This is a genomic window from Streptomyces sp. NPDC086989, assembly GCF_044745505.1.
Taxonomy (GTDB): domain Bacteria; phylum Actinomycetota; class Actinomycetes; order Streptomycetales; family Streptomycetaceae; genus Streptomyces.
Window position 1 is genome coordinate 448,009 of sequence record NZ_JBIVAL010000006.1, and the last position, 21,877, is coordinate 469,885.

The window sequence follows — 21,877 nt, forward strand, 5'->3', positions numbered from 1 at the left end:
CCGGCGCGCTGGCCCCAAGTTGGTCCAGACCAATCCCCCTGTCAAGGCTCTTTGCAATGTGGCTTGAATTGATTGGGCGTCCGATCCCGGTTGTCCGGTTTTCCCGCCACCTGTGACAGGGGCCCGCAGGACGGGAATCACCAAGGCCCTGCCCTGCCAGGGACGACGCGGATATGGTGCTGGAGCACGGGGGAAGGGCACCGATCGTTTGCGGTCGCGCAGGGTGCGCGTACGCGACGACGGCGCCGACGTATGGGGCGTACGGGGTGAACAGGGGGATTCGCGTGCCGACCGCCATTGCCGTCACCAGCGCCGATCTGGTGCTGCCGGCCCCTGACCGGCACACGCCGCCGGCCGTCGTCCTGCACCCGCCCGGACAACTCGACCTGGCGGGAGCGGTCGCCGAGACGAGCGCCCTGCTGGAGCGCCACGGCCACCTCGTGGCCGTCGTGCCGCCCTGGCTTCCGGCGACGACCGTCCAGCGGCTGCACACGGTGCGGGCCATCCTCGAGACGGACCGGATCGCCCTCCTCGACATCGATCTGCCGCCGCTGGCCACGGCCCTGCTGGTACGTCAGCTGCGCCAGCTCAGCGTCTGCGACTTCAGCCCCGGGCTCATCGCCTCCGCCGCCCGGCTGCTGTCCCACTACATCCACGCCGGGGCCCTGCTGGGCTCCGTCGCCAGACTGGACCGGGTCCCCGTCGGCCTCAAGGCGCACGCCCGCTCGTGGTCGCCGAACGCGCAGTTCGCCGTACTGGCCCACCCGACCCCGCACCTGGTCAAACTGACCGGCTCCGGCGGCGGCCACGGCGGCCGGGCGCACGGTGGCCGGGCCCATGGCGGGGGCTCGCACGGCGCGGGCGCGCACGGCGCACGTGCCGGACTGCCGCCCGGGCCCGCGTTCGCCACCCACCTCACCTTCGCACGCGGCCAGCTGGCCTCCGACTGGGTCGCGGCCGAACTCGCCCCCGCCTGGCGGGTCCAGGGCGTGATGGAGAACCCGCTCCCGGCCGACTCGCCCGTCTGGTGGGCCACGCCGAAGCTCGTGGAGTTCGCCGCCGCCATCCCCGACCCCGCCGTGCTCTACCAGCTCGTCGCCTCCGTCCGGCGCGAGCAGTGCCACTGGTGCGGCCTCGAACTCATCGGCGACCGGTGCGGGTTCTGCGCCGCGCCGCTGGCCGCACCGCCGCCGGCCGGGAACGGGGGCCGGACGACGCCCCCGGCCTTCTCCGGCGCCCCCGGACCAAGACACTGACCGCCCGAACGATCGAAGAACGGCGAGGTAGTACGGCACATGAACTCACGCCAGCGCCGCGGCGTCATCCTGCTGCTCCTGTCGGTCCTGTGCGCCCTCGCGGCGTTCGGCGGGGTCCTCGTGGTGATCGGCGACGTCAATTCCAAGGTCGGGGCCGAGGTCGTCGCCTACCGGGCCAAGGGCGACATCGCCCCGTACAGCCCGCTCACGCCGGGCCAGTTCGAGGAGGTCTCCATCCCCAGGCGCTGGCTGTCCGACACCGCCGTCACCGACCTCGGCCAGCTCAAGGACAAGATCACGCTCACCGCCCTGCGCAAGGGATCGCTGCTCCAGGCGGGCATGTTCGTCGACAAGCCGCAGCTCCAGCCCGGGGAGCAGGAGATCGCGATCATGATCGACGCCGCGACCGGAGTGGCCGGGAAGATCTACTCCGGCGCCAAGGTCAACATCATCGCCACCTTCAAGGGCGCCAAGGACACCGAGCCCTCGCGCTCGGTGATCATCGTCGCGAACGCCCGCGTCCTGAACGTCGGCAAGCTCACCGCACTCGACAAGGACAGCGACAGGAAGGGCCCCGCCGAGGCGGTCCCGATCACCTTCGCCCTGAACACCAAGGACACCCAGCGCGTCGCCTACGCCGAGTCCTTCGCGGAGCACGTACGCCTGGCGCTGGTGGCCCCCGGCACCGACTCCGCGCCCGGAGCGGGCGACCGCACGTACACCCTCGACGGGGACAAGTGAGGCCCGGATGACCACCCGAATCCTCCCCGCGGCCGGCGACCCGGACGCCGCCCGCGCCATCTCCACCCTCCTCAGCCAGCTCCCGGCGGCCGAGCCCGGCGCCCCGGTCCCCGACTCCACCTCGCTGCTGGACACCCTGGGCCGGCTGGCCGCCGAGTCCGTCGACGAACTGCCCGAGGTGGTCCTCGTCCACGAGCGGATCGGTCCGGTGCCCGCCCTCGACCTCATCCGCGAGGTCGCGCTCCGCTTCCCGGCGGTGGGTGTGGTGCTGCTGTCCTCGGACGCCGGCCCGGCGCTGTTCTCGGCCGCCATGGACTCCGGGGCGCGCGGTCTGATCGGGCTGCCGCTCGCGTACGAGGAACTCGCCGCCCGTGTCCAGGCCGCCGCGCAGTGGTCCGTGGGCGTACGCCGCCACCTGGGCCGCGGAGCCGACGTGTTCAGCGGCCCCGGCGGCAAGGTGGTCACGGTGAGCGGAGCCAAGGGCGGTGTCGGCACCACCTTCACCGCCGTGCAGTTCGCGCTCGCCGCGGCCGCCTCGGGACGGCGTACCGCCCTGGTCGACATGGACCTCCAGGCCGGCGACGTCGGCTCGTACCTCGACGTGCAGTTCCGCCGCTCGATCGCCGACCTCGCCGGCATCCAGGACATCTCGCCGCGGGTGCTGCAGGACGCCGTCTACGACGACCGGACCGGACTGGCCCTGCTGCTGGCCCCGGCCGAAGGCGAACGCGGCGAGGAGGTCGACGAACGCGCCGCCCGGCACATCGTCGCCGCCCTGCGCGGCCGGTACGAGCTCGTCGTCGTCGACTGCGGCACCCAGGTCACCGGCGCGAACGCGGCGGCGGTGGAGTCGGCGGACGTGGCCGTCCTGGTCACCACCCCCGACGTGGTCTCCGTCCGGGCCGCCAAGCGCCTGGTCCGGATGTGGGAACGGCTCCAGGTCCGCAAGGCGGAGGACACCGCCATGGTGGTCAACCGCTGGAGCAAGCACACGGAGATCCAGCCCGCGCTCATCGAGAGGATCACCAAGACGCGGGCCACCCGGACCCCGGTCCCGGCCGCCTTCAAGGAGCTCCAGGCGGTGGTCGACGCGGGCCGGCTGCAGGACCTGGACAACCGCTCCAGCGTCAAGCAGGCCCTGTGGACGCTGGCCGGCGAACTCGGCCTGCTGACACCCCCGGCCACGGCGGAACCCGGCGCCGCCGCCCCGGGGACCCCGGGCGCGGCCCTCGCCGTACGGACCCCCGGAGCGGTCGCCCGCGCGGCCGGCCCCTGGCTGCGCCGCGGCCGGGAGGGCTGACGGATGCCCGCGCGCAGACCCGTCCGGGGCGCGGCCCGGGGTGACCGCGGCCAGGTGGCCGTCGAGTTCGTCGGCATGGTGCCGCTGATCCTGCTGCTCGTGGCGGCGGTGTGGGAGTGCGTACTGATCGGGTACGCGTTCTCCCTGGCGGGCAACGCGGCGGACGAGGCGGCCCGGGCGGGGGCGGTGCACGGCGGCGCGGCCTGCGAGAGCGCCGCGGGCAGGCACATCGGCGGAGCGTGGGGCATGACGGCGTCGTGCGGCGCGTCCGGCGACGTCTACAGGGCGAGGGTCACGCTCAAGATCCCCGTCCTCTACCCCGGCCTGAACTTCGGCGAGATCACGGGCACGGGCGGCGCGGCGACCGAAGAGGAGGCGGGCTGACATGGGACACCGGCGGCGCATCCGCTCCGACGCCCGGCAGCGGGTCCGGCATCAGTTCCGGGTCCGGGATCAGTTCCGGGACCGGGGGCAAGTGGCCCTGGAGTACATCGGGTTCATCCCCGTCCTGCTGTTCGTCGCGCTGTGCGGGATCCAGCTCGGCTGGGTCGGCTACGTCCACCAGCAGGCCGAGACCGCCGCCCGCACCGCCGCACGCGTGGAGGCCCGCAACCCGGGCGCCGGGGCGGCGGCGGGGACGGCAGCCGTCAGCTCCGGCCTCGACCCGAGCGTCGAGATCGCCAAGGGTCCCGACGCGGTCACCGCGAGGGTCTCGATCCCGGTCAAGTCCATCGTGCCCGGCCTCTCCATCGATGCCGCCAGGGCCACAGCCGTCATGCCCAACGACGACCCGAGCGGAGCCCGTCCATGAGCCTGCGTTCCCGGGTCAACACCCCCGACGACCGGCACAGTCCCCGCGAGGACGGCCGGCTGGTCTCCGCGTACCGGGCCAAACTGCTGGAGGAGATCGACCTCGCCGAGATGTCGGCGCTCGCCCCCGCCGAGCGGCGGGCCCGGCTGGAGCGCGTCCTCGGGCACATCATCAGCCGCGAGGGGCCGGTCCTGTCCACCGTCGAGCGGGCGCAGCTGATCCGCCGGGTCGTGGACGAGGCGCTCGGCCTCGGCGTGCTCGAACCGCTCCTCGAAGACGCCTCGATCTCCGAGATCATGGTCAACGGCCCGGACCAGATCTTCGTCGAACGCGCCGGCCGGGTGGAGCAGCTGCCCCTGCGCTTCGCCTCGCACGACCAGCTGATGCAGACCATCGAGCGCATCGTCTCCACCGTCAACCGCCGCGTCGACGAGGCCAATCCGATGGTCGACGCACGCCTGCCCAGCGGCGAACGCGTCAACGTGATCATCCCGCCGCTGTCCCTGACCGGGGCCACCCTCACGATCCGGCGCTTCCCGCGCGCGTTCACCCTGCACGAGATGATCGGCCTCGGCTCGCTGGACGAGCAGATGCTCCTGCTGCTGTCCGGGCTGGTCCAGGCGAAGATGAACGTCATCGTGTCGGGCGCCACCGGCACCGGGAAGACCACCCTCCTCAACGCCCTCTCCGGACTGATCCCGGAGGGCGAGCGGATCATCACCATCGAGGACTCGGCGGAACTCCAGCTCCAGCAGGCGCACGTCATCCGCCTCGAATCCCGCCCGGCGAACGTGGAGGGCAAGGGCCGGATCACCATCCGTGACCTCGTACGCAACTCCCTGCGCATGCGCCCCGACCGCATCATCGTCGGCGAGGTCCGCGGCGGCGAGACCCTCGACATGCTCCAGGCGATGTCGACCGGCCACGACGGCTCCCTGGCCACCGTCCACGCGAACAGCGCCGAGGACGCCCTGATGCGCCTGCAGACCCTCGCCTCGATGTCCGAGGTGGAAGTCCCCTTCGAAGCCCTCCAGGACCAGATCAACAGCGCGGTCAACGTGGTCGTCCAGCTGACCCGCTTCGGCGACGGCTCGCGCCGCGTCACCGAGATCTCCATCCTCGACTCGCACGGCCGGGAACCCTTCCGAATCACCACCGTCTGCCGGTTCGCCGCACAGCCCATGGGCCCCGACGGCCGGGTCCACGGCCGCTTCGAGTACTTCCCGCTGCCCCGCCGGATCGCGGACCGCCTCTACATGAACAACCAGCCGATCCCGCAGGCCTTCGGGGTCGCCCTGTCCGACGACCAGCTCGCCACCCGCATCACCCGGACCGCCCTGTGAACCCATTGATCCTCCTCACCCTCGGCGCCACGCTGCTGGCCGGCGTCCTCGTGATCGCCGGCGCCCACGCCTACGCCGCCGGCCGCGCCCAGCGCGCCGCCCTCATCGAACGCCTCGCCACGGACGGAGCACCGCCGCCGACGGGCCGCAGGCGCCGCTTCGCCGGCGTGGACCGGCGCCTGCGCAAGACCGCGCTCGGCAAGCGGATCGAGGTGAAGCTGGCCGTCACCGGCCTGGACCTCACCCCCGGCGAGTTCTTCGTCTACATGCTGATGTCGGTGGCCGGCGTCTGGCTCGTCGCGGCCAGCTTCCTGGCGCCGTTCTTCGGCCCGGTGGCCGGCCTGATCGGCCTGTGGGCGGCCGACGCCTTCCTCAACTGGCAGCGGGCCCGCCGCACCGAGCGCTTCATCAACCAGCTCCCCGAACTCGCCCGCATCCTCGCCAACGCCACCCAGGCCGGACTGGCCCTGCGCACGGCCATCGCCATAGCGGCGGAGGAACTGGAGGCACCGGCGGGCGAGGAACTCTCGCGCGTCGCCGACCGCCTCGCCGTCGGCCACTCCATCGAGGAGTCGCTCGGCGAGATCGCGCAGCGGCTGCCGTCCCGGGAACTGGTCGTCCTCGTCTCCACCCTCGTCCTGTCCGCGCGGGCGGGCGGCGCGATCGTCGGCAGCCTGCGCAACCTGACCGTGACGCTGGAGCAGCGCAAGGAGACGCGGCGCGAGATCCGCACCCAGCTGTCCCAGGTGACCGTGACGGCCTACCTCGTACCGGCCATCGGGCTGGGCTCGCTGCTGCTGGTCAACGTGATGATGCCGGGCGCGCTGGACCGGATGACCGGCGCGTTCATCGGCCAGACGGCGGTACTGGTGGCGATCGGGCTCTTCACCCTGGGATTCGTCCTGATCCGCCGCCTCTCGAAGATCGACGTGTGAGGGGGCGACGGACATGACCGCTCTGCTGCTGGCCCTGCTGCTGGGGGTGTCGGTCCTCGGCGTCTTCCACGGCATCCGCCTCTACCGCGCCGACACCAGACTGCCGAGCGACCTCGCGCTCGCCCTGGAGGTCGGCGCCACCCGTACGACCGCCGTCGGCTCGGCCGTCGACCGGCTCGGCATCCGATGGGCGCCGCTCGTCCTGCGCCTCATGGGCCCGAACCGGGTCGCCCGCAAGCGCCGCCAGATCGACATGGCGGGCAACCCGGCCGGCCTGACCATCGACCGGTACGCGGCGCGCCGCGCGGTCTACGGATTCCTCGGAGCCCTCGGCGCCTTCTCGATGCTGATCAACGGGCAGCTCGTACCCGCCCTGCTGATGGTCGCCTTCGGCCTCTTCTGGATCGAGGTCGGCCTGTGGTCGGCGATCAGGGTCCGCCGCGACCACATCGAGCGGACGCTGCCGGACTTCCTCGACGTGCTGGCGGTCGTGGTGAGCGCCGGGCTCGGCTTCCGGCAGGCGCTGGAGCGGGTCGCCGCCAAGTACGAGGGACCCTGGTCCGACGAGATCCGCATCACCCTCCAGCAGATGGACATGGGCGTCAGCCGCCGCCAGGCCTTCGACGAACTGCGCCGGCGCAACGACTCCGAGCAGGTCGCGCAGTTCGTGACCGCGCTCCAGCAGGGCGAGGAGCTGGGCTCGCCGATCGTCGAGACGCTGATCGCGATCGCCGAGGACATGCGCCGCACCGACGCCCAGAACGCCCGGCGGCGAGCCGCCCGGGCCGTCCCCAAGGCCACGTTCGCAGTCACGATGTTCATGCTGCCGGGCACGCTGATCCTGCTCGTGTGCGGCTTCGTGTACGGCGCGGACGTCGACTTCGGCGCGATGCTCGGAGGCGGATGAGCCATGGCCGTCCTCCACGTCCGGGCCGCCGCCCCGCCGGTGGGACGCTCCCCACGCGGCCAGGGGCCCGGCCCCTCCCTCACCCTCCAGGCCAACGCCCTCCAGGCCCTGTGCCGCCGGGTCTTCGCGTTCCGGATGGTGATGATCGGCCTGGGCGCGCCGCTCGCCCTGGGCCGCACGGCCCGCGGCGGGCCCACGTACCTCGTGGCCGGCGCGATCCTGCTCACCTTCATGCTCTCGTACGTGCTCTTCCGCGACTGGGAGCGCTTCGGGCCGCTGCTGCTGCGCCACCGCTGGCTGCTGGCCCCCGACCTCGCCTGCTGCGGGCTGCTGCTGGTCACGGCGACCCCGCGGTCACCCCTCGGCTTCGCCGTGCTCTGCTCGCCCCTGCTGGCCGGGCTGGTCCACGGATGGCGCGGCTCGGCGGTCTACGCGGCCCTGGCGGCGGTCGCGGTCGCCGCCCTCGCCGGCGGGGTGGCCCTGCCCGGCCTGTGTCTCCTGGCGGGCGCGGCCGGAGCCTCGCTGCGGGACCTCCTCTTCCGCTTCGGCTCGGCCAGCCAGGCCCTGACCGAGACCCGGGCCCGGCTGGCGGTCGCCGAGGCGGTGCGCGCCGAACGGGAGCACCTGGCCCGCGAGATGCACGACTCGGTGTCGAAGACCCTGCACGGCCTGGCCCTGACGGCGGACGCCCTCGCCCGCACCACCGACCCGGCGGCCCTGCGCCGGCAGGCCGACCTGCTGTCCGGCGCGGCCCGCCGGGCGGCGGCGGAATCCCGCGCACTCCTGACCGGGCTGCGCAACGAGGCCGGGGCCCCCGGGGTCTCCCTCCTGGGCGAGCTGCGCCGTGCCGCGGAGGCGGCGGGTGCGGAACTCCGCACGTCGGGGGTGCTCCCGCTGCTCCCCGCCCCGGTGGCGCACCACCTGCTCGCGGTCGCCACGGAGGCCCTGGAGAACGCCCGCCGCCACGCGGGAGCCACCCGCGTCAGGGTCTGGGCGGCCGTGGACAGCACCGACCTCACCCTCGGCATCGAGGACGACGGCCGGGGCCTCCCCCCGGACGCCTTGCACCGCAGCGGCCGCTTCGGGCTGCTCGGCATCACGGAACGCGCGACGGCCATCGGCGCCCGCCTCCACCTCGGAGCCCGCCCGGCCGGGCCGGGCACCCTCGTCCGCCTGGACCTCCCGCTGGCGGCCCTCACGGGGGAGGGCGGCCCGTGACCGCGCTGCGCGTCCTGATCGCGGACGACAACCCGGTGGTACGGGCCGGCCTGGCGTCGCTCCTGGCGACGGCGCAGGACATGGCGGTCGTGGCCCAGGCGGCGGACGGCCGCGAGGCCCTGAGCCTGACCCGACGGCACGCCCCCGACGTGATCCTGCTGGACGTGCGCATGCCGGGCGTCGACGGCATCTCGGCCCTGCCGCACCTCGTACAGCTGGCGCCCGTACTGATGCTGACGTACAGCCAGGAGGCGGAAGTCGTCCGTGAGGCGCTGCTCCTGGGCGCGGGCGGCTACCTGGTCCACGGCGAATTCACGCCGGAGGACCTGCTCCGCGCGGTCCGCGACGTCCACGAGGGCCGGGCCCAGTTCACGACGACGGCGGCGAGCGCCCTCCTCGCGGACCTCCGCACCTCTTCGCAACCGCAACGAAATGTGGCACGCTCTTCTGAGCGACTGCACAACACGGTTCTCTTCGGCCTGAGTTCGCGGGAGGTGGAGATCATGGATCTGATCGCGTCCGGGATGAGCAACCAGCAGATCGCGGCCACCTGCTTCATCAGCGAGAAGACGGTCAAGAACCACATCAACCGCATCTTCGCGAAGCTCCAGAGCACGAGCCGCAGCGAGGCGATAGCCCGCTGGCTGGGAACGGCCCGTCCGGGGGTGTCCGGCCATGGGTAGACGGAGTGCGCAGTGGGTCCGTAATTGGGCCCCGGGACCCTTGGTTATCACCGGTGACTCCCGTACGGTCCGCAAACCAGCAGCGGCACCGGCCCGGGAGGGGACCTCCATGTTGCAGAACACCCTGGCGAGGATGCGAAACCGCTACACCACCCGAACCACCCCCGACCGAGGCCAGACGGCCTTCGAATACCTGGGCATCATCCTGGTGGTGGTAGTGATCATCGGCGCGATCGTCGGCACGGGCATCGGCCAGGACATCACGACCAAGATCAAGGATCAGATCACCTCCATCACTGCGGGCAAGTGATCACCCATCGACTTGCTGACCGGGGTCAGGCCTTCCCCATCTACATCGTTGTGGTGGCGGGGCTGCTCTTCGCGGCGTTGGCGTTCTTCGTAGTCGGCATGGCCGGCGCCACCCGAAGCGATGCGCAGGGTGCCGCCGACGCGGCAGCCCTGGCAGCCGCGCGTGAAGCCAGAGACAGGGTGTTCCTGGGCCTCGACCTGCTCAGTCTCAAGCCCGCCGACTGGGAGGAGGTCGTCGACGGCGATCTCCTCAAGCGGGAAGGGGCCTGCGAGAAGGCGGTCGAGTTCGCCTCCTTGAACGACGCAACTGCGGAGTGTGAACCGGCACTCCCCGAATTCACGGTTGCTGTGACCACCAACGGCACGGTCGGGAATTCGGTCGTACCGGGGACAGGGGACGTACGGGGGAAGGCCACGGCCAGGGCCCGGATCAAACCGCGATGTTCGCTCCGTTCGGCTCCTACCCCCGCCCCCACGCCTACACCAGCACCAACAACAAGCCCATCACCCTCTCCTGGGGAGGGCAGTGTCACCTTCGTGTGCAGTGGGAAGACCCTCACGTTGGACCCCGCGAAACCAGGCCCGCTGTCGCAGCTGGCGAGGGCTCTCTTCAGCGTGCAACTGGTCGACTGACAGCGAACGACAGACAAGGAAACGGCGTAGATGAGCATGCGGCACATGGTGCAGGCCCGTGGGGGAGCGGCCGTGGTGGTTGCGGCGGCCTTGGCCCTCGTGCTGACCGGCTGCGGAGGTGGTGACGACGACAAGTCGACCACGCCTCAGAAGACATCCGCGGCTCCGTCCGGTGGCAATGCGTCCGCGCCTTCACCCAACGGAGGGCAGACGCCGGAGCCGACCCAGGTGCTCGCAACGGTGAGTGGAGAGAACGGCATCACCATGGTGATAAATTCCGCCGCTCGTGACGCGGGCGGCTTCCTCACTGTCAGCGGTCAGATCAAGAACTCGGCGGATAAGGACTTTACGGGTACCGCACCTTGGAGGGGCAGCGAACTCACCACCGGTGGCGAGTCGGTTGCCGGTGCCACGCTCGTCGACAAGGCCGGAAAGAAGCGGTACTACGTCCTGCGTGACACCGAAGGCAGGTGTCTGTGCACCACGGGCGTGTCCCGCGTGAAGGGGGGCGCGACCATCCCGTTCTTCGCGCAATTCCCCGCTCCACCCGCCGGCACCACGGAGGTGGACTTCAACCTGCCCACCTTCGCCACGGCCACCATCAAAATCTCCGGGTGACCCCATGAATAAACGCCACCGCGTCTCCGCCGCGACAGCCGTCGCCGGTCTCGTCATCGCAGGGGCTCAGTTCATCGGCGCGACGAGCGCCCACGCCGATGACGTCAAGCCGTCCCTGCCCCCCGGCACCGAGCCCTCCGCCGCCGCGCCCGTGCCCATCGACTCCAATGCGCCCGGGCTGAAGATCCCCCAGGGCGGGACCCTGGCTCCGATCAAGGTGCTCGACATCGCCGAGGTCGTCGAAGACCTCGGTGGTGAGCAGCGGCGGCAGGAGACCAATCAGTCCGTGATGATGGCCCTGCAGTCCGAGGTCCTCTTCCCGGAGAACAGCGCCGTCTTCAACGCCCAGGCCGCTGCCCGGATCCAGGCCATCGCCAACGAGATCAACTCCCAGAAGGCCACCCGCGTCCGGGTCTTCGGGTTCACCGACGACCAGGGCAGTTACGAGCACGGCCAGGAACTCTCCAAGCAGCGCGCCGACGCCGTCCAGGCGGAGCTCGCCAAGACCGTCACCGCCCCCGGCGTCATCTACGACGTCCGGGGGTACAGCGAGGACTACCCGATCGCCGACAACAGCACCGAGGAAGGCCGCAAGAAGAACCGCCGCGTCGAGATCACCTTCCCCCGCAGCACCGCCGCCGGCGGCAGCTAGGGCCTGTCATCAGCCTCCCGTCGGCCCCGCAGCGGTCATGATGGCCTGCCAGGGCGCCGAGTCGAAGATGAGCCTGATCGCGGTGATGCGGCCGTCGCGGAGACGGAAGTGCTCCGCCGTGCGCTGGGTGATGCCGACGGCCGGGGTGGTGTGGACGTCGTAGACCAGCGTGGCCTCGGTCTCGCCGTACAGCTCGCTGATCAGATCGACGCCGGTCACGATCCCGAGCAGCCCGTCCAGGCCGTCGAGGTGGCCGGTGGGGCTGTCGGAGGTGATGAACGGGCTGCGGAAGGTGAAGCCGTCACCGATCTGGGCGGCGGCCGTCGGCACATCGCCGCGGAACCGGGCGTCGTGGTACGCCCTGACCGTGTGCCGGGTGGTTGAGCCGGTGGTCATGTGGTCGGTCCTCCGTGTCGTCGGGTCAGGAAGCGGGCCGGTCGGGCTGGTCGGGCCGGTTCGTGGCCAGGTGCTGCTCGATGCGCTGCTGGTTCTCGACCAGGCGCAGGCACAGGTGCCGGAGCCGGGCGAGGTCGTCTTCGGTGAAGCCCTGGAACACGGCGGACATCGCGCGCTGGGTCGGTCTGCGGAAGGACGTCAGCCAGTCGTGGCCGGCCGGGGTGATCCGGGCCCGGACCGAGCGGCGGTCGTGCCGGTCCTGGACGCGCTGGGCCAGCCCGTCGCGCTCCAGGGTGTCGACGAGGCCCGTGACGTTGCGGGAGCTCACGCCGGCCGCGCGGGCCAGTTCACCGATGCTGAGCCCCTCCTCAGGGGCGGTGCTCAGCCGCGCGAGGACGTCGAGTGCCCCCGCGCTGAGTCCGCGCCCGCCCGCGCCCTGGGAGCGCAGCCGGTCGACCGCCTGTGAGGCCGAGCGGACGGCCGCTGCCGCCTCCAGGGCGAGCGTGTCGCCACCCGCGGCGAATGCCTGCATCGAGGCGCGCACGCCGTGGTCGTATAGGGAGCCGTCGCTGTCGCGGGCCAGGCTTCCGGAATTATGTACTTCCTTCATTATGAAGCAGCACTCTACGTTGCTGGGGACTGCGCCGCCAGAGCGAACGGCCCCCGGTGCGCGACTAGTTCGGTCGGTCCGTGACCGAGAGCAGGGTTGATGCCGCCTGTCGGGCGCGGTGGGCCGGTTCCGGGCCGGGGGTCAGGGCGGCCACCGCCGTCGCGCCCTCGACCAGGATCAGCAGCTGGTCCGCCAGCTCCTCGCGCCCGGGGCCGGTGAGCTCGGCCAGCAGTCCCCGCAGCTCCGCCTTGTGGCGGCGTACGACGTCCAGCACCCCGGCGGGGCCGGTGCCCAGCTCCCCGTACGCGTTCAGGAACGCGCAGCCCCGGAAGTCCGGCTCCGAGAACCAACGCGCCAGCCAGTCGAAGACCGCCCCGATCGCCTCGCCTGTGCCGGGGGCCTGTGCCACCGCATCGCGCAGGCTTGCCGTCCAGCGCTGGTCGCGGCGTTCGAGGTAGGCCGCGACCAGGGCTTCCTTGGCCGGGAAGATCTTGTAGAGCCGCTTGAGCGGTACTTCCGACGTGCTGCGGATGCGGTCCATGCCGACGGCCTGGACGCCCTCGGCGTAGAACAGCGCCTCCGCCGCGTCCAGCAGCCGGGTGCGGGCCTCTTCGTCGTTCATGACGGCAGCGTAACCCAGGACCCCTTGCGGCGAGAACGGTCGTTCTCTATCGTCGCCCTTCGGAGAGAACGATCGTTCTCTCTTCCTGTTCCCTCCTTCGGCAGAGGTGCACCCATGACCGCCCCCGTCCCCGTCCCCGCCCCCGACACCGCCGTGCGCCGGCCCGTGCCGCCGTTCACCGAGGAATCCGCCCTGGTCAAGGTCCAGGCCGCGGAGGACGCCTGGAACAGCCGGGACCCCGAGCGCGTGGCGCTCGCCTACACCGAGGACTCGGTCTGGCGCAACCGCGACCGCTTCCTCACCAGCCGCGCCGAGATCCGGGCGTTCCTCGCCGAGAAGTGGGAGCGCGAGCTCGACTACCGCCTCCGCAAGGAGCTGTGGGCGTACACCGGCAACCGCATCTCCGTCCGCTTCGAGTACGAGTGGCACGACACCACCGGCCAGTGGTGGCGCAGCCACGGCAACGAGCAGTGGGAGTTCGACGCCAACGGGCTGATGCGCCGCCGCGAGGCCAGCATCAACGACGTACCGATCAGCCCCGCGGACCGCCGCCTCACCTGAGCCGCCGCCAGGTGTGCCGTGCACCGGCCCGCGGTATGTCTGTGCGCGGGCGCTCGGGCCCCCTCGCGGCGGCTCAGGTGAGGAGACTCGGCATGGCACGGGCACGGGTGAACGGAGCGGACCTCCACTACGAGGTCGTGGGCGAGGGCGAACCCCTGGTCCTCGTCCACGGCTCGTGGGTCGACCACGAAACCTGGCGGCGCGTCGTGCCCCGGCTCGCGCAGTCGTTCCGGGTGCTGGTCTACGACCGGCGCGGCCACAGCCGGAGCGCCTGTCCGCCGGGCCGGGGCAGCCGGCGGCAGGACGAGGACGACCTCGCCTCGCTCATCGAGCTCCTCGGCCCCCCGGCCCACGTGGCCGGGAGCTCCTTTGGGGCTTCGACCGCGCTCGGCCTCGCCTCCCGCCGCCCCGAACTCCTGCGCACGCTGACCGCACACGAGCCGCCGCTCATGGACGTCGTGGATGACGAGGACCGCGAACTGCGCCTGCTGATGCAGGCCATGGAGGCCGCCCTCGACCGCGTCCTCGCGGCCCTGCGGGCCGGCGAGGACCGGGCCGGCGCCCAGCGGTTCGTGGACGACGTCGCCGTCGGGCCGGGCGGCTGGGAGCAGGTGCCGGAGCGGGTCCGCGAGACGTTCGCCGCCAACGCCTCCACCTTCGCGGACGAAATGGCCGACCCGGACTGGTCGCACATCGACCTCGCCGGCCTCCGCGACTACCAGGGCCCCGCCCTGCTGACCTTCGGCAGCGAGAGCCCGCCGTGGTTCCCGGTGATCGTCGGCAAGCTCGCGACCGCGCTCGGCCGGGCACGGATGCGGACGCTGGAGGAGGACGGCCACGTCCCCCACCTCACCCACCCGGACCGCTACGCCGACTCCCTCGCCGCCTTCATCCACTCCTCGGACCGGCCGCCGGCCGGGTGAGGTTCATCTGCCGGCTGCCCCCAGCCCCGTCAGGGCCCGGGTGACCAGGTCGGCCTGGTGGGTGGCGCCGCGGAGGTTGGGGTGCAGGACCGTGCACGCCTCCCCCTCGCCCGGGACCATCCGGCACAGGCCGGAGGGCGGGTCGCTCTGGGTGCCGGGGCCGGTCAGGTCGTCCTTGATCCCGTACATCCACCGCTGGTCCGGCCCGGCGCAGACGCCGTGCCCGGTGCTGGAGGCGTACGTGTCGACGTAGACGGCGCCGGCGCGCTCCGCCTGGCTGCGCAGGACGGCGTTGACCCGGCGCTCCAGGCTGTCGAGGAAGGACATGTCCCCCTTGGTGACGGTGCCGAGCTGGCGCCACGAGCCGAACGAGCAGCCGGCGCGGTCCGCGACGACGGCCGGATAGCCGACGACCGCCACCTTGGCGCGGGGCGCGCGGGTCCGGATCTCCTTCAGGGTGGTCGTGAAGTCCGCCTCCAGGGCGGTGAACCTGGCGTTCAGCGGGGCCGCGCCGGGACCCCGCGTGTAGTGGGTGGAGCAGGGGCTGCCGATCCCGAAGGCCGCCATGCCCTGCTCGATGCACCTCTTGACGATCTCGACGAACCCGACCGAGTTGCCGCCGATGCCGAGGGTGACGAGATCCGTGGCGGCGGTCACGGCCTTGATCTGGGCCGGCCGCGGCGCCCAGCCGGACCGGGGCGGGACGGACGGGGGACCGGTCAGCTCGGTCTGCGGCTCCAGGACCCCGGCTCTGACCTCGGCGGCGGCGCACGTGACGTCCGTCAGGTGCAGGTTGAGGCGGCGGGCGCTCTGCCGCGGATAGCTGGAGGCGGAACGGCCGCAGCCGTCATCGGTGGACCAGGGGCGGACGAACGAACCGGCGCTGTAGGAGTCGCCGAGGGCGGTGTAGTCGAGGGGGACGGGAAGCGGCGCGGCCGTGGCGGGCGTCGGGGCGGCGGTGAGGGCCATCAGGGCGAGCGCGCTCACCAGGGCCGACCGGGTGCGGGATGGCATGACGGTGTCCTTCGCTCGGGCGCCGTACGGCCGATCCGCGGTGCGCTCTTCACTGAAGGTAGCCGATTCGATTACTGAGAGTAGTCAACCGCCCTGCAAACCCCCGGATCGGGTGACGCGGGGGGCTTGGAGGCCGTCACAGGCCGGTTCGCGGCGAACTCGAATCCCGCCGGGCCGCGCCGGGCTGTGCCGCGCCGCGCCGCCGCGCCGGGCCGTGCCATGCCGCCGCGCCGCGCTGCGCCGGCCGACCCGGCGTCAATGGTTCTGGTGGGCCTGCGTGATGAGGTCCGTGGCGACCTCGAGGGCCGCCAGACGCGTCTCCTCCGGGTTGCCCTCCACGTGCTGGAGGAACATCATCCCCGCGTGCAGCGTGAACAGGGCGCTGACGCAGCGGACCTGGTCCGCCAGCGGCCCGTCCTCCGTGCGGAGCAGCTCGACCAGGGTGAACAGCCGGCGCTTCACCGTCTCGCCGATGCTCAGCTCCCGCATCGTCGCCTGGTTCTCCTGCATGAAGCGGTAAAGCGGCGCGCCCGCCGCCATCGCCTCGCTGTAGCGCCGCAGCACCTCGCGCTTGGTCTCCAGCGTCGGAGGCTGCTGCTGCGCCCACTCGATCAGCTCGTCGATCGGCCTGGTCAGGTCCTCGAAAACGCTGATGATGATGTCTTCCTTGGTCTTGAAGTGGTAGTACAGCGCCGCCTTCGTGACCTCCAGCCGCTCCGCGATCTCGCGCAGCGACGTCTTCTCGTACCCCTGCTCGGCGAAGAGCTCCAGTGCGACGTCCTGGATGCGCTGACGCGTGTTGCCGCGGCGCGCCTGCGGACTGCTGCTGGACATGGCTCTCCCCAAATTGCTTACTTGACGCCCGGCTAGTTACGGGTCTACCTTCCCCTAGTGTAGTGAACTAGCCGGGCGGCAAGTAAGGGCCCGGAGCAGGTGGGTAAACGGGGAGTGGACATGGCTGAAAAAACTAAGACGGCAGAGGTCTCCGGGGAGGTGAAGCCGCGCAGCGTCCGTGTCGTCCTCATGGCCCTCATGATCGCAATGCTCCTGGCCATGCTCGACAACATGATCATCGGTACCGCGATGCCGACGATCGTCGGCGAGCTCGGTGGTCTGGAGCACCTCTCCTGGGTGGTCACCGCGTACACGCTGGCCACCGCGGCCTCCACCCCCATCTGGGGCAAGCTCGGCGACATGTACGGGCGGAAGGGCTCCTTCCTCACCTCCATCGTGATCTTCCTGATCGGCTCCGCGCTCAGCGGCATGGCCCAGAACATGGGTCAGCTGATCGGTTTCCGCGCCGTCCAGGGCCTCGGCGCCGGTGGTTTGATGGTCGGCGTCATGGCGATCATCGGCGACCTGATCCCGCCCCGTGAACGCGGCAAGTACCAGGGCATGATGGCCGGCGTGATGGCCCTCGCCATGATCGGCGGACCGCTGGTCGGCGGCACCATCACCGACCACATGGGCTGGCGCTGGTCCTTCTACATCAACCTGCCGCTCGGCGCCGTCGCGCTCGCGATGGTCACCGCCGTCCTGCACCTGCCGAAGAAGAAGGCCCAGGGCAAGATCGACTACCTGGGCGCCGCGCTGCTGACGATCGCCATCACCTCGACCGTGCTGGTCACGACCTGGGGCGGCACCGAGTACGCCTGGGGCTCCGCGGAGATCATCGGCCTGATCGTCGTCGGCATCGTGTCGATCGCCGCGTTCCTCTTCGCCGAGACCAGGGCCGCCGAGCCCGTCATGCCGCTGCACATCTTCCGCAGCCGCAACTTCACGCTCATGTCGGTCATCGGCTTCCTCGTCGGCTTCGCGATGTTCGGCGGGGTGCTCTACCTCCCGCTCTTCCAGCAGTCGGTCCAGGGCGCCTCGGCGACCAACTCCGGCCTGCTGCTGCTCCCGATGCTCCTGTCGATGATGGTCGTCTCGCTGATCGCGGGCCGGATCACCACCAGCAGCGGCAAGTACAAGATCTTCCCCATCCTCGGCGGCGCCCTGATGGTCGTCGGCATGTACCTGCTGGCCACGATGGACACGGACACGACCCGACTGGTCTCGGGCGTCTACATGGCCATCCTCGGCGCCGGCCTCGGCTTCCTGATGCAGATCACCATGCTGGTCGCGCAGAACAGCGTGGACATGAAGGACATGGGCGTCGCGTCCTCCTCTGCCACCCTCTTCCGCACGCTCGGCGGCTCGTTCGGTGTGGCCCTGATGGGCTCGCTGTTCACCAGCCGGGTCACGGACACCATGAGCGAGCGCCTCGGCCCGCAGGCCGCCCAGGCCGCCGGCTCCGCCCAGCTCGACGCCGCCAGCCTGGCGAAGCTGCCGGAGGCGGTGCGCGACGCCTACCAGCACGCGGTCGCCGCCGGTACGCACTCCGCGTTCCTGCTCGGCGCGTTCATCGCCGTACTGGGCTTCGCGGCCGCCTGGTTCGTCAAGGAGGTCCCGCTGCGCGGTGCGGGTCCCCAGGCCGCGGGTGCGGCGGACGGCAAGGCCGCTCCGGCTCCGGCCGAGTCCTTCTCGCACTGACGCGTACGACACGGGCAGCCCGGCCCCGGCGGATTTCCCGCCGGGGCCGGGTTTTTGCATGCGCCGAAGCGGTTACAGGAGTGGCTGTGGTTTCGTCCCGTTTCGCATGGGGTCGAAATCGGGACGATCAAGGACCAAGGTTCTATTAACTGAATTTTATGGGGCAATGGGCGGGAACCCCTCTGCCTCACGGGTCGTCATGGAGGAGAGAGCGCACGGAAAACCGGTTGGGGAGGGGACGGTTCATGGGCTTCACGACGCGCACGAACGGGCAGGGCGGCATCCGCGCCGGGGCGGTCGTCGTGGCGGCGGCCGTCGCCGTCGCGGGGACGGCGTGGGGCGTGACGGCCCTCGTCGAACTTGGGCACGGACGGCAGGGGCAGGGGAACGCGGCGCTCCGTACCGGCGGCGGGGGCGCCGGTACGGACGACGGCGCCACGGCCGGCGAGGGCAAGGACGACGGATCGCACCGCGGCGAGGGCGAGGACGACGGCTCGCACCGCGGCGGGGGCAGGGACGACGGCTCCAAGGGAGGCGCGGCCCAAGGCGCGGGCGGCTCGCCGCACGCGGGGATACCCGACGGCATAGCCCACGCCTCCGAGAGCGGGGGCAACGCCGTCAACATCACCATCGACGACGGCCCCGACCCGCAGTGGACCCCCAAGGTCCTCGCCGTGCTGAAGAAGTACGACGTGAAGGCGACCTTCTGCATGATCGGGCCGCAGGCCAAGGCCCACCCCGACCTGGTCAAGCGCGTCGTCGCCGCCGGCCACCGGCTGTGCGACCACACCGCGGACCACGACACGGCGATGGACAAGAAGCCCGTCGCCTACCAGGAGAAGCAGATCCTGGACGCGAAGAAGATGATCGAGGACGCGGCGGGCGGCGGCGCCAAGGTGGAGTACTACCGCGCCCCCGGAGGCGCGTTCACCCCCGACAGCCGCCGCATCGCCGCCGCGAACGGCATGCGCCCGCTCGGGTGGAACGTCGACACCAAGGACTTCGGCAAGCCGGGCGTCGCCGCCATCGTCAACGCCGTCAAGAACGAGATCCGCAACGGCCCGACCGTCCTCTTCCACGACGGCGGCGGCAACCGCGCGCAGACCGTCGAGGCCCTCGACCAGGTGCTGGCCTGGCTGAAGCAGCAGGGCCGCCCCACCGGCTTCCCCGTGCGCACCGCCCCCGACGCCTCCTGACACGCCGTCCGGTGGCGAACGGGTGAGGGTCGTCGCACCGGCGCCGCCCGCGGTGTTCCCTGGTCGCGCACACAGCCCCACCCGCAGCCGCACCCGCCCGCCAGCCGCACCCGCCCCGCCGGCACCCGTACCGCCCCCGCACCCGTACCAGCCCCGCACCCGCCCGGCGGCGCCGGCCGCGCACCCGCCCCGTACGCAGCCCGTACGACCGCCCAGGAGGCACCGTGATCCCGTCGAGCCAGCTGACCGACCCCGCCGTCCGCGCCTTCGTCACCGCCGTCAACGCGGGGGACCAGGACGCCTTCCGGGCCGTCCTCACCGAGGGCGCCACCATGTCCGACGACGGCTCGGACCGCGACCTCGCCCAGTGGGCCGAGAGGGAGATCTGGTCCTCCGCCGGCCACATGGACGTCGAGGCCGAGGCCGACGGCGGCCGTTCCCTCGTCGTCAACTACCGCAACGACACCTGGGGCGAGATGCGCACCGCCTGGCGGTTCACCACCAACGGCGACGGGCGCATCAGCCGCTTCGAGACCGGTCAGGCCTGACCCGCGCCGTCCTGCCCCGCCGCCGCCCGCAGGACCGCCTCCGCCAGGCGGTCGTTCTCGGGGGCGGCCCCGCCCGGGAAGCCGAACCGGCGGCGCGTGTACCCGTACCCGATCCGCGTCGCCGGGTCCGCCCAGCCCAGCCCGCCCGCCGCGCCGCTGTGCCCGAAGACCCGGGGGCCCACCGCGTGCTGCCGCTCGAAGCCCAGCCCGAAGTGGTCCGTCTCCGCGGTCACCCGGTCCTCGCCCGGGGTGTGGGGCCGCGCGAACTCGGCCGCCGTCCCCGGCTCCAGCAGCGCTGGCCGGCCGTCCACCCCGCTGATCGCCGCCGCGTACAGGGCGGCGACCGCGCGCGCCGTGCCGATCCCGCCGGCCGACGCCGGGCCCAGCGCCTTCACCTTCGGGTGGTTGGCGTACGCCACCAGGTCCGTCGGCGTCCCGCGGTGCGCGTTGAAGGCGACCGGCAGCAGCTCAGGGAGCGGGGTGTCCGCCGCGGCGCGGGCGGCCAGCTGCTCCGGCGTCGGCAGCATGTCCAGGACCGGCTTCCAGCGGCCCTCCAGCTCCTCGGGCAGGCCCAGGTACAGGTCCAGCCCGTACGGGGCCCGGATCCGCTCCTCGAACACCTCCTGCAGCGACCGCCCGGTGGCCCGCCGGACCACCTCGCCGGTCAGCGCGCCGATCACCAGCGCGTGGTACCCGTACGCCGTCCCCGGCTCCCAGTACGGCTCCTGCGCGGCCAGCCGCGCCGCGACCACCGCGTCGTCCGCGAGCTCGGCGTAGTCGAAGCCCTCGGGGGTGTTGATCAGCCCGGACTGGTGCGAGAGCAGCTGCCGTACCGTCAGCCGCTCCTTGCCGCCGCCGGTGAACTCCGGCCAGTACGCCGACACCCTGCGCTCCAGGTCCAGTACGCCGTCCTGCACGAGCAGCGCCACCACCAGGTGCGCTGCGCCCTTGCTGATCGAGTAGACCCCGGTCAGGGTGGAGCCGTCGGTGTCCTCGCCGGCCCACAGGTCGACCACGCGGCGGCCGTCCCGGTACACCGCCAGCTGCGCCTCCGGGGAGTGCGCCTCGGCCGCGACGAACGCCTCGAACTCCTCGCGCACGGGCTCCCAGCCCGCCGCCACCGTGCCGTTCACCCTCACGCTCGCACTCACGCTCATCCGGGGCTCCCCAGTCCGTTCCGTACCGTCGCGTCCTCACGGGGAACGGAAGATGATCATGGGATATTCCGGTGAGCGCATCCCGTACGGGTGAAAGCGCCCCCGGCGTCGTTCCGGCCCGCCGCGGGCCCCCGTTGGACCGGGCATGAAGCGCACCCGCACCGCCGCTCTCGCCTTCGCGGTCACCGCCGTGGCGGCCCTCCCCGCCCTCTGCCAGGCCGCCACCGCGGCGGACGGCACGTACCTCCAGGACCCGTCCGGCGGCGAGAAGAGCATGAAGTCGCAGTGGACCAAGGACGAGATGCACAAGGTGGAAGGGCAGTTCCGCCTCTACCCCGGCGTGCAGTACAAGACGGTCACGCGCCCCGGACCCTCGGGCGCCCCCGAGTACGAGCGGAAGGCCGCCGACCCCAAGACCCTCGCGTGGCAGCCCTCGTTCGACTTCGGCTGGGCGGTGTCGGACTCGACGCTGGTGAAGAAGGCCGTGACCACCAAGGACGGCAGGCACCCGATCGTCGTGCACGCCGTACTGCGGCGCTCGTCGGACCACGCCAAGGCGGCAGAGGTGCACAAGGAGCTGACCGGACAGCCGGCGACGGGACGCGTCAGGGTCCCGGGCGGCAAGCGGGTCGCCTGCGACACGGGCGAGTACACGGTCGAGTGGTCGGTCACCCGCTCGGGCTACGGGACGCTCACGGGCACGCTGCCCTGGAACTCCAGCTGTGAGCAGTACCGGACGGCGTTCTCGACGGAGAACGGCAAGGTCTGAACCCGGCACGGGCACAGGGGGCGCGGAGCGGGCGCGGAAGAGGGGAGCCGGGGGAAGAGGGGGAGCGGGGGAAGAGAGGGGCCGGCCGCCCTGCGCACCTTGTGGGCGCTCGGCGGGCGACTGGTCCGCGGCCTTGGATC

General features: G+C 71.9%; 26 protein-coding genes. 20 read left to right on the top strand and 6 right to left on the bottom strand.

The window, feature by feature from the left end:
- Nucleotides 1-284: 284 nt before the first annotated feature.
- From ACIPK4_RS17650 to ACIPK4_RS17715, 14 genes are all read left to right on the top strand, one after another.
- Nucleotides 285-1,256: a hypothetical protein gene (locus ACIPK4_RS17650; RefSeq protein ID WP_402313527.1), complete on the top strand. Its 972-nt coding sequence runs from the start codon at nucleotides 285-287 to the stop codon at nucleotides 1,254-1,256.
- A gap of 39 nt (nucleotides 1,257-1,295) precedes the next feature.
- Entirely contained in the window at nucleotides 1,296-1,997 is a 702-nt protein-coding gene (gene cpaB / locus ACIPK4_RS17655; protein WP_402313529.1) for a Flp pilus assembly protein CpaB, read from the top strand.
- 7 nt (nucleotides 1,998-2,004) lie between these two features.
- Nucleotides 2,005-3,297 carry a CpaE family protein gene (locus tag ACIPK4_RS17660; protein WP_402313531.1) on the top strand — a complete coding sequence of 431 codons (1,293 nt, stop codon included), beginning with the start codon at nucleotides 2,005-2,007 and terminating at the stop codon, nucleotides 3,295-3,297.
- A 3-nt stretch (nucleotides 3,298-3,300) separates the two neighbouring features.
- Nucleotides 3,301-3,681: a TadE/TadG family type IV pilus assembly protein gene (locus ACIPK4_RS17665; protein WP_402313532.1), complete on the top strand. Its 381-nt coding sequence runs from the start codon at nucleotides 3,301-3,303 to the stop codon at nucleotides 3,679-3,681.
- Between the two features lies 1 nt (nucleotide 3,682).
- Complete coding sequence (locus ACIPK4_RS17670; protein WP_402313533.1) at nucleotides 3,683-4,108, top strand: TadE/TadG family type IV pilus assembly protein; 426 nt, start codon at nucleotides 3,683-3,685, stop codon at nucleotides 4,106-4,108.
- Nucleotides 4,105-5,451 carry a CpaF family protein gene (locus ACIPK4_RS17675; protein ID WP_402313535.1) on the top strand — a complete coding sequence of 449 codons (1,347 nt, stop codon included), beginning with the start codon at nucleotides 4,105-4,107 and terminating at the stop codon, nucleotides 5,449-5,451. Before ACIPK4_RS17670 ends, ACIPK4_RS17675 begins: the two co-directional genes overlap by 4 nt.
- The gene (locus ACIPK4_RS17680; protein ID WP_402313537.1) at nucleotides 5,448-6,386 is read left to right on the top strand and encodes a type II secretion system F family protein; all 939 of its coding nucleotides are present in this window, start codon (nucleotides 5,448-5,450) and stop codon (nucleotides 6,384-6,386) included. The genes ACIPK4_RS17675 and ACIPK4_RS17680 overlap by 4 nt, the downstream gene beginning before the upstream one ends.
- 13 nt (nucleotides 6,387-6,399) lie before the next feature.
- Nucleotides 6,400-7,293, top strand: coding sequence for a DUF5936 domain-containing protein (locus ACIPK4_RS17685; protein WP_402313539.1), 894 nt, complete (start codon nucleotides 6,400-6,402; stop codon nucleotides 7,291-7,293).
- A 3-nt stretch (nucleotides 7,294-7,296) separates the two neighbouring features.
- Nucleotides 7,297-8,511, top strand: a complete 1,215-nt coding sequence (locus tag ACIPK4_RS17690) for a sensor histidine kinase (protein ID WP_402313540.1) — start codon at nucleotides 7,297-7,299, stop codon at nucleotides 8,509-8,511.
- A complete protein-coding gene (locus ACIPK4_RS17695) occupies nucleotides 8,508-9,194 on the top strand; it encodes a response regulator (RefSeq protein WP_402313541.1) in 687 nt (228 codons plus the stop codon). Before ACIPK4_RS17690 ends, ACIPK4_RS17695 begins: the two co-directional genes overlap by 4 nt.
- 109 nt (nucleotides 9,195-9,303) lie before the next feature.
- The gene (locus ACIPK4_RS17700) at nucleotides 9,304-9,504 is read left to right on the top strand and encodes a hypothetical protein (protein WP_376200720.1); all 201 of its coding nucleotides are present in this window, start codon (nucleotides 9,304-9,306) and stop codon (nucleotides 9,502-9,504) included.
- Entirely contained in the window at nucleotides 9,501-10,136 is a 636-nt protein-coding gene (locus ACIPK4_RS17705; protein WP_402313542.1) for a pilus assembly protein TadG-related protein, read from the top strand. Before ACIPK4_RS17700 ends, ACIPK4_RS17705 begins: the two co-directional genes overlap by 4 nt.
- Before the next feature lie 30 nt (nucleotides 10,137-10,166).
- Entirely contained in the window at nucleotides 10,167-10,754 is a 588-nt protein-coding gene (locus ACIPK4_RS17710) for a hypothetical protein (protein ID WP_402313543.1), read from the top strand.
- 4 nt (nucleotides 10,755-10,758) lie between these two features.
- Nucleotides 10,759-11,406 carry an OmpA family protein gene (locus ACIPK4_RS17715; protein WP_054224141.1) on the top strand — a complete coding sequence of 216 codons (648 nt, stop codon included), beginning with the start codon at nucleotides 10,759-10,761 and terminating at the stop codon, nucleotides 11,404-11,406.
- Nucleotides 11,407-11,415: 9 nt separating this feature from the next.
- Here ACIPK4_RS17715 and ACIPK4_RS17720 read toward each other — a convergent pair whose 3' ends face one another.
- The 3 genes from ACIPK4_RS17720 to ACIPK4_RS17730 all read right to left on the bottom strand — a co-directional run bounded on the left by ACIPK4_RS17720 (nucleotide 11,416) and on the right by ACIPK4_RS17730 (nucleotide 13,034).
- Nucleotides 11,416-11,802, bottom strand: a complete 387-nt coding sequence (locus ACIPK4_RS17720; RefSeq protein WP_402313545.1) for a nuclear transport factor 2 family protein — start codon at nucleotides 11,800-11,802, stop codon at nucleotides 11,416-11,418.
- Nucleotides 11,803-11,827: 25 nt separating this feature from the next.
- A complete protein-coding gene (locus ACIPK4_RS17725) occupies nucleotides 11,828-12,412 on the bottom strand; it encodes a MarR family winged helix-turn-helix transcriptional regulator (RefSeq protein ID WP_402313547.1) in 585 nt (194 codons plus the stop codon).
- 64 nt (nucleotides 12,413-12,476) lie between these two features.
- Nucleotides 12,477-13,034 carry a TetR/AcrR family transcriptional regulator gene (locus tag ACIPK4_RS17730; RefSeq protein WP_402313548.1) on the bottom strand — a complete coding sequence of 186 codons (558 nt, stop codon included), beginning with the start codon at nucleotides 13,032-13,034 and terminating at the stop codon, nucleotides 12,477-12,479.
- 114 nt (nucleotides 13,035-13,148) lie between these two features.
- Between ACIPK4_RS17730 and ACIPK4_RS17735 the strand changes: the two genes are divergently transcribed.
- Nucleotides 13,149-13,595: a nuclear transport factor 2 family protein gene (locus ACIPK4_RS17735; protein ID WP_402313550.1), complete on the top strand. Its 447-nt coding sequence runs from the start codon at nucleotides 13,149-13,151 to the stop codon at nucleotides 13,593-13,595.
- Between the two features lie 92 nt (nucleotides 13,596-13,687).
- Nucleotides 13,688-14,518 (top strand): alpha/beta fold hydrolase, encoded by an 831-nt coding sequence (locus ACIPK4_RS17740; protein ID WP_402313552.1) that lies wholly within the window; start codon nucleotides 13,688-13,690, stop codon nucleotides 14,516-14,518.
- 3 nt (nucleotides 14,519-14,521) lie between these two features.
- Here the strand turns inward: ACIPK4_RS17740 and ACIPK4_RS17745 are convergent, their stop codons facing one another.
- On the bottom strand, nucleotides 14,522-15,532 hold the full coding sequence (locus tag ACIPK4_RS17745; protein WP_402313554.1) for an SGNH/GDSL hydrolase family protein: 1,011 nt from the start codon (nucleotides 15,530-15,532) through the stop codon (nucleotides 14,522-14,524).
- Between the two features lie 255 nt (nucleotides 15,533-15,787).
- Nucleotides 15,788-16,366 carry a TetR/AcrR family transcriptional regulator gene (locus tag ACIPK4_RS17750; RefSeq protein ID WP_376205460.1) on the bottom strand — a complete coding sequence of 193 codons (579 nt, stop codon included), beginning with the start codon at nucleotides 16,364-16,366 and terminating at the stop codon, nucleotides 15,788-15,790.
- Nucleotides 16,367-16,486: 120 nt separating this feature from the next.
- Here ACIPK4_RS17750 and ACIPK4_RS17755 point away from each other — a divergent pair, with 120 nt between their 5' ends.
- From ACIPK4_RS17755 to ACIPK4_RS17765, 3 genes are all read left to right on the top strand, one after another.
- Nucleotides 16,487-18,067 (top strand): MDR family MFS transporter, encoded by a 1,581-nt coding sequence (locus tag ACIPK4_RS17755; protein WP_402313556.1) that lies wholly within the window; start codon nucleotides 16,487-16,489, stop codon nucleotides 18,065-18,067.
- Between the two features lie 245 nt (nucleotides 18,068-18,312).
- Entirely contained in the window at nucleotides 18,313-19,263 is a 951-nt protein-coding gene (locus ACIPK4_RS17760; RefSeq protein ID WP_402313558.1) for a polysaccharide deacetylase family protein, read from the top strand.
- Nucleotides 19,264-19,487: 224 nt separating this feature from the next.
- Nucleotides 19,488-19,811 (top strand): nuclear transport factor 2 family protein, encoded by a 324-nt coding sequence (locus ACIPK4_RS17765; protein ID WP_402313560.1) that lies wholly within the window; start codon nucleotides 19,488-19,490, stop codon nucleotides 19,809-19,811.
- On the opposite strand, the gene ACIPK4_RS17770 is transcribed toward ACIPK4_RS17765, so the two are convergent.
- Complete coding sequence (locus ACIPK4_RS17770) at nucleotides 19,802-20,968, bottom strand: serine hydrolase domain-containing protein (RefSeq protein WP_402313562.1); 1,167 nt, start codon at nucleotides 20,966-20,968, stop codon at nucleotides 19,802-19,804. The genes ACIPK4_RS17765 and ACIPK4_RS17770 overlap by 10 nt on opposite strands.
- A gap of 145 nt (nucleotides 20,969-21,113) precedes the next feature.
- Between ACIPK4_RS17770 and ACIPK4_RS17775 the strand changes: the two genes are divergently transcribed.
- A complete protein-coding gene (locus ACIPK4_RS17775; protein ID WP_402313564.1) occupies nucleotides 21,114-21,737 on the top strand; it encodes a hypothetical protein in 624 nt (207 codons plus the stop codon).
- Nucleotides 21,738-21,877 lie beyond the last annotated feature (140 nt).